The organism is Paenibacillus wenxiniae, assembly GCF_039822605.1.
Lineage (GTDB): Bacteria > Bacillota > Bacilli > Paenibacillales > Paenibacillaceae > Saccharibacillus > Saccharibacillus wenxiniae.
Window position 1 is genome coordinate 27,875 of sequence record NZ_JBCGUH010000007.1, and the last position, 13,472, is coordinate 41,346.

General features: G+C 48.8%; 8 protein-coding genes. All 8 read right to left on the reverse strand.

The features are described 5' to 3' along the window. Window positions 1-46 precede the first annotated feature (46 nt). The gene (gene carB / locus AAHF22_RS13920; RefSeq protein ID WP_347325631.1) at window positions 47-3,343 is read right to left on the reverse strand and encodes a carbamoyl-phosphate synthase large subunit; all 3,297 of its coding nucleotides are present in this window, start codon (window positions 3,341-3,343) and stop codon (window positions 47-49) included. Between the two features lie 2 nt (window positions 3,344-3,345). Then, a complete protein-coding gene (gene carA / locus AAHF22_RS13925; protein ID WP_347325632.1) occupies window positions 3,346-4,476 on the reverse strand; it encodes a glutamine-hydrolyzing carbamoyl-phosphate synthase small subunit in 1,131 nt (376 codons plus the stop codon). A gap of 105 nt (window positions 4,477-4,581) precedes the next feature. After that, window positions 4,582-5,907: a dihydroorotase gene (pyrC, locus tag AAHF22_RS13930; protein WP_347325633.1), complete on the reverse strand. Its 1,326-nt coding sequence runs from the start codon at window positions 5,905-5,907 to the stop codon at window positions 4,582-4,584. Between the two features lie 125 nt (window positions 5,908-6,032). After that, window positions 6,033-6,944, reverse strand: coding sequence for an aspartate carbamoyltransferase catalytic subunit (locus AAHF22_RS13935; RefSeq protein WP_347325634.1), 912 nt, complete (start codon window positions 6,942-6,944; stop codon window positions 6,033-6,035). After that, a complete protein-coding gene (gene pyrR / locus AAHF22_RS13940) occupies window positions 6,941-7,504 on the reverse strand; it encodes a bifunctional pyr operon transcriptional regulator/uracil phosphoribosyltransferase PyrR (RefSeq protein WP_371834072.1) in 564 nt (187 codons plus the stop codon). The genes AAHF22_RS13935 and pyrR overlap by 4 nt, the downstream gene beginning before the upstream one ends. A gap of 815 nt (window positions 7,505-8,319) precedes the next feature. Next, entirely contained in the window at window positions 8,320-9,264 is a 945-nt protein-coding gene (locus tag AAHF22_RS13945; protein WP_371834073.1) for an RluA family pseudouridine synthase, read from the reverse strand. Between the two features lie 113 nt (window positions 9,265-9,377). Further along, window positions 9,378-9,839: a signal peptidase II gene (gene lspA, locus AAHF22_RS13950; protein WP_347325636.1), complete on the reverse strand. Its 462-nt coding sequence runs from the start codon at window positions 9,837-9,839 to the stop codon at window positions 9,378-9,380. A 419-nt stretch (window positions 9,840-10,258) separates the two neighbouring features. After that, on the reverse strand, window positions 10,259-13,354 hold the full coding sequence (gene ileS / locus AAHF22_RS13955; protein WP_347325637.1) for an isoleucine--tRNA ligase: 3,096 nt from the start codon (window positions 13,352-13,354) through the stop codon (window positions 10,259-10,261). Window positions 13,355-13,472 lie beyond the last annotated feature (118 nt).

The window sequence follows — 13,472 nt, forward strand, 5'->3', positions numbered from 1 at the left end:
CGGCGGACACGTCAATGGTCCGCCGCATATGTGATTGGTATCGAATTTAGCTGAGGATCGTTTCTTGATCTTGCAGTTGACCTACAGCTGCTTGAATGACGTTGCTCTCTTGCTCTGCTTGCTTTTCTTTGCTCAGCGCAGGCATCGCATAGGAAGAGAAGTTGATCGTATCCAGCATAGTCAGCAGTGCTTCCACCGTATCGAGCGATGTCATACATACGACACCGTTCTCTACCGCTTCACGACGGATACGGAAACCGTCACGCTCTGGTGTTTTGCCCTTTGTCAGTGTGTTGACGACGAAGTTTGCCTGTCCGCTACGGATCAGATCAAGGATATTCGGTGTGCCTTCAGACAGCTTGTTCACAACCGTTACCGGAATGTTTGCTGCTTTCAGCGCTTCAGCCGTACCGCCGGTTGCGATAATTTTGTAACCGAGACGGTAGAAGCCTTTGAGCAGACGTACTGCTTCTTCTTTGTCTTTATCCGCTACGGTTGCAATCAGTGCACCGGTGGATGGAATTTTCATACCTGCACCGATCAGACCTTTGAACAGTGCCTTTGCATACAGTAGGTCGCGACCCATCACTTCACCGGTCGATTTCATTTCTGGGCCGAGTGTCGGTTCAACGCGGCGCAACTTGGCAAAGGAGAACACTGGAACTTTAACCGATACATAATCGCTTTCCGGCCACAGACCTTCGGTGTAGCCGAGATCAGCCAGCTTGCGTCCGAGAATTGCCTGTGTCGCGATGTTCGCCATCGGGATATTCGTGACTTTGCTTAGGAACGGTACGGTACGGGACGAACGCGGGTTCACTTCGATCACGTACACTTCGTTTTGGAAAATAACGAACTGGATGTTGACCAGACCGATCGTTTTCAGTTCCTTCGCAATTTTGATCGTGATGTTCACGATCTTTTCTTTCAGCTCTGGCGACAGATGTTGTGGCGGATAGACCGCGATCGAGTCACCGGAGTGAACGCCTGCACGCTCGATATGCTCCATAATGCCCGGTACGACAACGGTGTCGCCGTCACAGATCGCATCGACTTCCACTTCTTTACCAAGCATGTAACGGTCGATCAGAACCGGATGCTCTGGATTGATTTTTACCGCTTCAGCCATATAGCGCAGCAGTTCCTCGTCCGAGTATACGATCTCCATTGCACGTCCGCCGAGTACGTAGGATGGACGTACAAGCACCGGATAACCGAGCTTTTGTGCCGTTTCTACCGCTTCGTCTACCGATTGAACCGTGCTGCCCTGTGGCTGAGCAATGTTCAGACGGGACAGCAGCGCTTCGAATTTCTTACGGTTTTCCGCTTCGTCAATGCTTTCGAGGCTTGTACCGATAATGTTCACGCCTGCTTTTTCCAGTGGAGCCGCGAGGTTGATCGCTGTTTGTCCGCCGAACTGTACGATAACACCGATCGGTTGCTCCTGCTCGATCACGTTCATCACATCTTCGAAGAACAGTGGCTCAAAGTACAGTCGATCTGATGTGTTAAAGTCAGTCGATACCGTCTCCGGGTTGTTATTAATAATGACCGCTTCGTAGCCTGCTTCTTGAATCGCCCATACCGCGTGTACGGTGGAGTAGTCAAACTCGATCCCCTGACCGATACGGATTGGACCGGAGCCAAGCACGACGATTTTTTGTTTGTCTGCTTTCGTTACTTCGTTTTCGGTTTCATAGGTGGAGTAGTAGTAAGGCGTTGTCGCCTCAAACTCTGCTGCACATGTATCTACCATTTTATATACCGGTACGAGTCCAAGTTCTTTACGGTACGTGCGGATGGAATGCTCATTGCTGAATGTGCCGTCTGGATCGTTTGGCTGACGCAGTTCGGCGATAGCACGATCCGTGAAGCCAAGACGCTTCGCTGTGTATAGCGTTTCGTCGGACAATTTCTCTTCAAACGCGATCACCGATTCGTATGCGACGATACGCTCGATTTTATCCAGGAACCACCAGTCGATATTACTCAACTCATGGATATGCTCCAGCGTATAACCGCGGCGGAAAGCTTCAGCGACGAGGAACAGACGCTCATCATCTGCCTTGATCAGACGCTCGGTCAGCTTCTCATCGGTCAGTTCGACCGCTTCTTTCAAGTACAGACGGTGTACACCGATTTCCAGCGAGCGAACCGCTTTGTGAATCGCTTCTTCAAATGTACGTCCGATGGCCATAACCTCGCCGGTTGCTTTCATCTGCGTACCGAGCTTACGGTTAGCGCTTGTGAATTTATCAAACGGCCAGCGTGGAATTTTCGCTACGATATAGTCCAGTGTTGGCTCAAAGCAAGCATACGTCTGTCCAGTAACCGGATTGACGATCTCGTCCAGCGTATAGCCCAGTGCGATCTTCGCTGCCATTTTGGCAATCGGATAACCGGTTGCTTTGGAAGCGAGTGCCGAGGAGCGGCTTACCCGCGGATTCACTTCGATTACATAGTATTGATAGCTCTGTGGATCAAGGGCGAACTGTACGTTACAGCCCCCTTCGATGTTCAGGGCACGAATGATTTTCAAAGATGCTGAGCGCAGCATCTGATACTCACGGTCAGACAGCGTCTGGCTCGGAGCGACAACGATACTGTCGCCTGTGTGTACGCCAACCGGATCGAAGTTTTCCATATTACATACAACGATACAGTTGTCGTTCGCATCACGCATAACTTCATACTCGACTTCTTTCATACCTGCGATACTTTTCTCAACTAGACATTGTCCGATCGGGCTGTAACGCAAACCGGCTGCTACTGTCTCGCGCAGTTCTTCTTCGTTGGCGCAAATACCGCCGCCTGTACCGCCGAGTGTGTAAGCCGGACGGACGATGATCGGATATCCGATTTCGTTTGCAAATTCCAGCGATTCTTCCAGTGTCGTTACGATAACGCTATCCGGTACCGGTTGCTCCAGTTCTCTCATCAGGTCACGGAACAGGTCACGATCTTCCGCTTTTTCGATCGAATGCAGCTGTGTACCGAGCAGCTTTACATTTTCGGCTTCCAGTACGCCAGCACGCGCCAGCTCAACCGCCATATTCAAACCTGTTTGTCCGCCGAGTGTTGGCAACAGTCCATCCGGACGTTCCTGACGGATAATTTGAGTGACGAATTCCAGTGTGATTGGCTCGATGTATACTTTATCTGCCATGTTCGTATCCGTCATAATCGTTGCCGGGTTGCTGTTGATCAGCACGACCTCAACGCCTTCTTCTTTCAGCGCCTGACACGCCTGGGTGCCAGCGTAGTCAAACTCAGCCGCTTGACCGATAACGATCGGGCCTGAGCCGATAACGAGGATTTTTTTGAGATCTTTATTGATAGGCATAATTAACGTGCTCCTTTCAAAGCGGCGAACATTTCGGCCTGACGTGTTGTTTGAGGCTGATTTTGCTTGTGCTCACGAATCATCGCGAGGAATTGATCGAACAGATAGCTGTTGTCAAATGGTCCTGGTGCTGCTTCCGGGTGATACTGTACCGAAAACGCCGGATATTTGCTGTGCTTCAAGCCTTCGATCGTTTTATCGTTGTTATTAATATGCGTAACTTCCAGTTCTGTGCCCTGGATGGATTGTTCTTTTACTGTGTAGCCGTGGTTCTGGGAAGTGATATAGCAGCGGCCTGTGCTCAGGTCTTTAACCGGATGGTTACCACCGCGATGACCGAACTTCAGCTTCTCGGTGTCTGCTCCACATGCCAGTGCGAACAGCTGGTGTCCGAGACAAATGCCGAAGATTGGATATTCGCCGAGCAGCTCCTCAATAACTTTTGTTGCGGCTGGTACATCTTTCGGGTCCCCAGGGCCGTTGGACAGCTGAATGCCATCTGGATGCAGACGGCGAATCTCATCAGCCGTTGTATCCTGTGGTACGACGACCACATCACAGCCACGCTGTGTCAGTTCGCGCACAATACCACTCTTTGCACCGTAATCGATCAGCACGATACGTTCTTTCTCACCCGGGCTGCTGTACATATGCTGTGTCGATGTACGGCTCACTTGATCGACCGTAGGTGTTGTTGCTTGCAGACGCTCCATCAATTCCTCCGGCGCCAGTGCTGCTGTTGTCAAAATACCGCGCATTGTACCCTGGTGGCGGATGCGGCGTGTCAGCATCCGAGTATCGATATCGCTAATGCCGATGATGCCATGTTCGCGCAGCAGTTCATCGATGGAATATTGTGCGCGCCAGTTACTTGGAGCTGGCTCATGTCGTCGAACGACGAATCCATTGATATACGGACGAACCGATTCAAAGTCATCACGGTTGATACCGTAGTTGCCGATCAGCGGATAGGTCATCGTTACGATCTGTCCGCAATACGATGGATCAGACAGTACCTCCTGGTAACCGGTAATTCCCGTGTTGAATACAACCTCTCCCGTAGTTTCACCTTCCGCGCCGAAGCTGCGACCTGTGAATAATGTTCCGTCTTCCAATAACAATTTTGCCTGCATTCCGTTTCACTCCTCTGTCTTTCCTGAAAGTTATAATTATGGACGAAGGTACTCCTGCGTCCTTCGTAATTAAGGTCTGAATAATTATAGCACAAGTTGGTATATTTATGCACTAGTAGTTATAGATTTTTCCGACCACACGATTTGACCGTCGACAATTGTCAGTACAGGCCACCCTTGTAGCTTCCATCCTGTAAATGGTGTATTTTTACCTTTGGATAAAAATGTATCCGGATCTACTATACGTTCTTCATTCAGATCGATCAGTGTGAGATCAGCAACAGCACCCTGTTCCAATTTGCCTGTATTCAGACGAAATACTCTTGCCGGATCAGCGGTCATACGCTGTACGAGCAGTTCGAGCGACCAGCGTCCGGTCTTAACGAACTTCGTATATAGTAGTGGGAATGCTGTTTCAAAGCCTGTAATACCAAATGGTGCCAGCTCCATACCCTTTGCTTTCTCTTCAGCGCTATGCGGTGCATGGTCCGTTACGATCATATCCAATGTGCCGTCTTCCAGTGCAGCGATACATGCTTCTACATCGCGCGGCGAGCGCAGTGGCGGGTTCATTTTCCAGTTCGCATCCATGCCCGGGATATCTTCATCCGACAGGATCAGATGATGCGGACATACCTCAGCGGTCACGTTAATACCGATCGATTTAGCCATCCGAATCAGGCGAATCGACTGTTCTGTGCTCACATGGCATACATGATAATGCACACCTGTCGCTTCGGCGAGTAAAATATCACGTCCGACATGGATCGCTTCCGACTCGTTCGGAATGCCTTTTAAACCGTGCTTGCGAGCGAACTCGCCATCGGTTACCGCAGCGCCTACAACGAGTGAATCGTCTTCACAGTGGGCGATCACCGGCATATCCAGCGAAGCGGCAAGCTTCATCGCGTCCTTCATCATCTGTGCGTTCTGCACACCTACGCCATCGTCGGTAAACCCGATTGCACCTGCTTCTTTTAATGCTGCAAAGTCCGTCAGTTCGCGGCCTAGCTCATTGTAAGTAATTGCTGCATAAGGCAGTACTTTAACACCATTAGCCTCTGCTGCTTTGTCCAGAATGAGCTTCACGACGTCTGCTTTATCCGTCACAGGCTTCGTGTTCGGCATGCAGGCGATCGTTGTGTAACCGCCCTTTGCTGCTGCTGCGGTGCCTGTTACGATCGTTTCTTTATGTTCAAAGCCCGGCTCGCGCAAATGCACATGCATATCGATCAAGCCTGGCGCCAGCAATTTACCTTCGCCGTCAATCTCGGTCACATCCTGACCCTTTCCATGTTGACGCATCATTTCATCTGTTGTTGTGTCTACTGCATAGATTCCTGTGATGATGCCATTCTCAACCCATACATGGCTCTTTTGCAGCTCGCCTTGTCCGTTCAGTACGTTCGCGTTCTTTATGAAAAGTGTCATCATTAACCTCCGAAAGTGTTAACTGCTCTGTTCGCAGTTATGAATTTTCGGTATCCGCTACCTGCATATTGCTGCATATGGACACGGATACCTGAATGGTTATTCATCATTTCGTATCGATATGCTTAATTACGCAGTGCGCGTTCGATGACCGACATGCGGATCGGTACGCCATTTTGCATTTGTGTAAAAATTTTTGATTTTGAACTTTCGACCAGTGCATCGTCAATTTCGACGTTACGATTTACCGGTGCTGGATGCATAATGATTGCATGTTCTTTCATCCGAGCAGCACGTTCTTCAGTCAATCCGTAGTGCAATCGATAGTCCTCTGCGGATTGGATCATGCCGCTGGCATGACGCTCAAGCTGCACACGTAGCATCATCACTACATCCGCTTGTAGCGCTTCTTCCATCGAGACATAACGCATTTCCGGAATGTCGCTTGCTCGCATATTTTCCGGTGCGCAGAAGCTTACATTTGCACCCATCGCTTGCAGCGCCCAGAAGTTCGAACGTGCCACACGGCTATGCATAATGTCGCCAACAATCGTTACATGTAATCCACGTACATCGCCAAAGTGGCGGCGCATCGTGTACAGATCAAGCAGCGCCTGTGTCGGATGCTCGTTGTTACCGTCTCCGGCGTTGATGAGCGGTACATTTACTTTCTGTGCCAGCTCTTGTAGTATACCCGCAGGTTTGAGGCGAATAATTCCCGCATCAATCCCCATGCTTTCCAGTGTACGTACCGTATCATAGATCGACTCGCCCTTCTCTACGCTCGATGCAGCTGCGGTAAAGTTCAGTACCTCTGCACCGAGGCGCTTTTCAGCCATTTCGAATGAGAAACGAGTGCGCGTGCTATTTTCGAAAAACATATTTGCTACAAATTTACCTTGCAGTACGGAAACTTGCTTCTCCGTATGTGCATCCCAGTAAGCGGCGCGATCCAGAATCGAAGTCAATTCTGTCGCGGCCATGCCCTTCAGTCCAAGTAAGCTGCGTTGTTTCAAATTAGTTGTTGTCATGATCATACTGTGACCTCCCGACGTTGCAGGATATTAACCTGATCATTGCCATCTACTTCGCTCAACCGAACTTCGATTTCTTCCAGCTTGGAGGTGGGGACATTTTTACCGATATAATCCGGTCGGATAGGCAGCTCACGATGTCCACGATCTGCCAGCACCGCCAGTTGAATCTGATTCGGGCGTCCGCAGTCCATTAGGGCATCCATCGCAGCACGGATTGTGCGGCCTGTGTAGAGTACATCATCGCACAGAATAATCTTCTTATCGCGGATGCTCAGATTAGCCGGTGTGAGTCGAACCTGTTCGCCCAGTGCTGCTTTCGGCTCGTCACTGCGATCATCACGATAGCCGGTAATGTCCAGCTCGCCATAAGGAACGGTAGTGCCTTCAATTTCCTGAATTCGTGCGGCGATGCGTCGTGCCAAATATACACCGCGTGTACGAATGCCAACGATAATGCAATCTTCGATCCCTTTATTCTTTTCCAAAATCTCATGTGCAATACGGGTCAGTGCCCGGCGAATTGCCGTCTCATCCATGATAATGTTCACATGCATATCCATCGTCATGATTTATAGCCTCCTCAGGTTTATGTTGCTTACACCTAAGGTCCCATGGTTAACAGGCATACCATCGTATATGATGCTGCATGCTCCTGTACTATACGGTGCCATTCGAAAACAGGGCATAAAAAAACTCCCTGCCCCGAACGGCAAGGAGTGTGCAGTCATCTATCAGCGGTTATGACTGTCATACTTCGACGCACTGCAACATCACCACTCCAGCGGAGGGCGTACTTGCAGTGAACATCATTCACGTTACCTTGCCAGTCTCACGGGACTGAATTAAAGGTGCTTATTCATCTGAACTGAATTATGACAGAAGCGAGTGGGGTTGTCAACCTTATAAATAAAGAGAATCTGAGATTGCCTGTATATGAGGACGAGTACGCCAGCTTCGATTTTCAAGCATACCTCACTTTTAAAACATCCATCACTCCAGAAAAATATAAGGACGGATTCCCATCTCACCCAGGGATCTACGAATAAGGGAATGTAGATTCCTATGTTCAAAAGTCGTTCTTCCCTTATTTCTTCCCTTTATTACGCGTATCTTACATGTATACGGGTTTGCTTATACGCTCTAGTTGCTCACACATGTATACTATATAAACAAAAAAAAGACCGCTTTCTCTAAGTTGAGATAGTCGGTCTTTCCATTATTGCTGGTCATATTAAATTGATGCAATAGTAGCGATAAGCTATAACAAGCTATGCGCTATACCCTAATCATATCCACAATAACAACGAAGCGCATGCGCCGATATTGACGTTCTAGCCTTTAGCTTTGCTACCATTCAAGCAACTGTCATAACCAATCAACGATTACGCAGTGCAAACAGTTCCTGCTCCATATCTTCCGGAAGCGGAGCATGGAATTCCAAATACTCACCTGTCGTCGGATGGACGAATCCAAGCACTGCCGCATGTAACGCCTGTCCTTTGACAAATGAAGCTTTCGCCCGTACACGTCCATACATCGGATCGCCTACAAGCGGATGATCGATAAACTTCATATGCACGCGAATCTGGTGAGTACGTCCTGTTTCCAGTCTCAATTCGACTACTGTAAAATCACCAAAGCGTTCGTTTACAGCAAAATGCGTCACCGCGTGCTTGCCGTTTTTCTCCGTTACGGTAAACATTTTACGGTTTTGCGATGCCCGTCCGATCGGCGCATCAATCGTACCATGATCATGCTCAACATTACCGTGCACGAGCGCGATATATTTACGTGTGACCGAGTGATCCTTAAGCTGAGCAGATAACGACGCATGCGCTTTATCGTTTTTGGCTGCCATCAGCAGACCGCTCGTATCTTTATCAATACGATGCACGATACCTGGGCGCAGTTCGCCGTTAATGCCTGACAGATCGGTACAATGATACATCAATGCATTGACCATCGTACCGGAATAATGACCGGCAGCTGGATGTACCACCATACCGCTCGGCTTGTTGATTACGATCAGATCGGCATCCTCGTAGACGATATCGAGTGGGATGTTTTCCGGTTGCAGCTCTGTTGCGGAAGGACCAGGCACATTGACGCTTACTGTCTCACCTTCAGCTAGCTTACGATTCGCCTTCACCGGCTGTCCATTCACAGTGACATGCTGATCGACGATCCAGCCTTGAATCTGTGAACGGGAAATGCCTTCAGGCATGCGATCCGTAATATATTTATCGATACGTGCCTTTGCATCCGCTGCATCAACCGTCCAATCGAGCGTCGCTAGCTCTGTTTCTTCCTCATCCGACAGTTCATCTACCAACGCGGAATCCAGCAACTGGCTTTCCTGCTCTTCTACATGTGATGCGTGTTGTTCTTTTTCATGATTACTCACTTCTTCTTCTCCTCTTTCCTGCGGGCACACTACTTCTTCTCGCGGCGCATATCGATAATTGCGTCCAAAATGATTAACGCCACCCCGACCACGATACATGAATCCGCAACGTTGAAAATCGGGAACGTGTAGCTGCCAAAATTAAACTGGAAGAAATCGACGACCTCTCCCATGCGTAGACGATCTATAAAGTTGCCGATCGCTCCGCCGAGCACAAGCGATAATGCAACAGGCAGCAGCTTATCCGGCCGAGATTTGACCTTTTGAATGTACCATACAAGTGCAATAACGACTGCGATAGTAATAACAATGAAAAACCAGCGCTGATTTTGCAAAATCCCAAAGGCTGCTCCCTGATTCCGGTGCGATGTAATCAGAAAAAAGTCGCCAATCACCGGAATTTGCTCTCTCAGCTCCATTCGTGTTGCCACGAAATATTTACTGATCTGGTCGATAATAATAGCCACGAGCGCAATTACATAATAGATCACGTTCATCCTCCACCCTGTTTGTTCAATCCCTGTGCCGGCGGCAGCGGAGCACCCTACATTTTGTCCGATTGCATCGTAAACACAGCTTTTCTTATTGTAGCATAGGGGGCAGAGTGCGTCTATTGAACGAACCGTGTTAAAAGCCAACTTATCCTGTACATACATTTGCAAATTAACAACATTTCTAGCGCATAAAATAAAAACCTGCCACCATCCGCCATTCATCAACTTCGATGGATGGCGGATAACGACAGGCTATGCATCAAACAGTGGGCTATTACAATACGATCGATTCAAACAGAATATGATCAATTCAAACAGATGACCTAGGATGATCGTTTATTTCACTGGATCATTTGAAATAAATGATTACTTCTTTCACTTCATCACTTACATCCTTTTTTATTGCCGTCATTTCATCAAGAAACGTGAATCGCTGCTTTTTGTCCGACCAGCTCTACCTGCTCCATACCTTCCACTTCACCGAAGGTCACATCGGTCACCAGTACATTTTCACGCAGTACGCTATCAAATGCTTCGATCGCTGCGCGCAGCTCGTCGCTTACATTCAGCGTCAGATGCACGTATTTCTCGATTGGCAGATCCAGCTTTTTACGGTAATCCTGTACCGTACGTACCACCTCACGTACCCAGCCTTCTTGCTCCAGCTCTGGTGTGATATCGGTATTGAGTGCAACCGTCAGACCGTAACCGGATGCGGATGCAAAGCCAGACTTCGCTTTTTTCTCTACTAGCAGTTCTTCACTCGTGATGTGCAGTTCTTCACCTTCTGGCGACGTAATATTCAGCACGCCTGCTTGTACAACATGGCGTGTTTCTTCCGCCGTCATCTCTTTGAAAAAGTTTTGCAGGAAGCCGACATTTTTACCATATTTCTTACCCGCTACTTTCAAATTCAACTTGAAGCTAAAATCAACAAAACCAGCGTCATCATGCTCAGTACGGATGCCTTTCACGTTGATCTCGTCTTTGATAATCTCTTCATAGCTTGCCAGATCGAAGTCTTTGTCGAGCGATACGATCAGCTCAGACAGCGGCTGGCGGTTTTTGATGCCTGTTTCGTTACGCACATTACGTGCCAGTTCAACGATGCGGCGAGCGGTTTCCATATCGCGCTCCAGTTCAGCATCGATTAACGCTTCGTTGGCTACCGGATATTCATCCATATGCACGCTCTCGCCATTGCTCAGATTCAGATAGATTTCTTCCGCCAGCATCGGTGTGAACGGTGCCAGCAGCTTCGCTGTCGTCAACAACACTTCAGTCAGTGTGCGATACGCATCCAGCTTGTCTTCCGTCAGTCCAGCGCCCCAGAAGCGGTCACGGGAACGACGGATGTACCAGTTACTCAACTCATCGACAAAAGCTTCAATCGCTTTGGACGAGTTCAGATAATCATTTACAGCGAGCGCTTTGTCCACTACGATGATCAAGCTGTTCAAACGGGATACGATCCAGCGATCCAGCTTGTGTGCAGACGGCTGGAATGGATGCTCCGCCGGATCAAACCCATCGATCGTTGCATACAGCGTCAGGAACGCATGGGTGTTCACTAGTGTATCGACGAGCTTGGACTTCGCTTCACCGACGATGCCTTTGGAGAAACGTTTGCTGTTCCACGGTGCACTATCCGACAGCAGCGCCCAGCGGAATGCATCGGTGCCATATTCTTCGATCACTTCCCACGGATCGATAACATTACCTTTCGATTTGGACATTTTCTGTCCGCTCTCATCCAGCACGTGCCCAGTCGCCATAACGGCTTTGTATGGGGCTTGACCTGTCAGCAGTGTCGATACAGCCAGCAAACTGTAGAACCAGCCACGCGTCTGGTCAATCCCTTCACAGATCATGTCGGCAGGGTATTGTTGCTCGAACACATCCTGGTTTTCAAATGGATAATGTTGCTGAGCGAACGGCATCGAGCCACTATCGAACCAGACATCGATCACTTCCGGTGTACGCTTCATTTCATATTGTCCGCAAGAACTGCGTACTTTCACTTCATCTACATAAGGCTTGTGCAGCTCCAGATCTTCCGGCACGTCACCGATAGCACGTTCACGCAGTTCAGCGATGCTATGCGGTGCGAATTGCTCGCCTGTCTCTTCGCATACCCACACGTTCAGCGGTGTACCCCAGTAACGATCACGGCTGATATTCCAGTCCACCAGATCCTCAAGGAACTTACCAAAACGCCCTTCACGCACATGTCCTGGATACCAGGTTACATCATTGTTGTTGGCGATCAGTTGTTCTTTGATTGCTGTTGTCTGGATAAACCAGCTGTCCATTGCATAATAGAGCAGTGGTGTATCACAACGCCAGCAAAACGGATAACTGTGCTCATAACGCTCTTTGCTGAACAGTGTGCCATGCTCAGACAAATATTTGATGATGTCGACATCGCAATCTTTTACAAAACGTCCGGCAAAGTCAGTTACCTGTGGTACGAATTTACCTTCCAGATCGACTAAATTAACGAAGCTGATCCCATTTTCACGGCATACACGATAGTCATCTTCACCATGTGCAGGTGCCATATGCACGATACCTGTACCACTTGCATCGGTAACAAAGCTTGCGCCCAGCACGATATTCGTTTTTTCCGCCTGAATATAGTTAAATGGTGCATCATAGGTTTGACCGACCAGTTCAGAACCTGGCAATGTGCTCAATACTTCGTATTCGGCTTTGATTGGCTCCATTACTTTTTCGACGAGATTTTTGGCAACGATGTACACTTCGTCATTTTGACGAACACGTGCATATTCCATGTCTGGATTCACTGCCAGTGCAACGTGGGATGGTAATGTCCACGGTGTGGTCGTCCATGCCAGTACAAATTCACCGCTGCTGTGCAGCTTGAACTTTGCTGTCGCACTCAGGTCTTTTACATCTTTGTAGCCCTGTGCGACTTCATGCGAGCTGAGTGTCGTCTGACAGGAAGGACAGTATGGACTTACACGGTGTCCACGATACATCAGTCCTTTATCATGGATTGTGGCGAGGATATTCCATACACTTTCGATATACCCGTTATTCAGCGTGATATACGGATGATCCATATCGGTCCAGTAGCCGATGGCTTCCGTCAGATCGCGCCATTGTTGCTCATATTCAAACACGCTCGCTTTACATTCGTTGATGAATTTCTCAACGCCGTAATCTTCGATCTCCCATTTGTGTGAGATACCGAGCTTTTTCTGTACGCCCAGTTCGACCGGCAGACCGTGTGTATCCCAGCCTGCTTTACGCACGACACGATAGCCCTTCATCGTGTTATAACGACCGATAAAGTCTTTGATTACGCGACCGAGTACATGACCGATATGCGGCTTACCGTTCGCCGTTGGCGGCCCTTCATAAAAAACGAAGTTCGGCTTCCCTTCGCGGTTCTCGATCGAGCGCTGAAATGTACGCTCCTCTTTCCATTTGTTCAGCATGCGCAAATCGCGTGCACGTGCTTTCTCTTTGACATCTACTCTTTGCATGTTTCCCATCCTTTCTTGATTTCGGATCTTTATTTTGGACCATGATGAATCTGTCCGTGCAGCATGATGACTGTTCGCCATCCGATTACCCCAATGTGTCAAACGCCGTATTACTCGC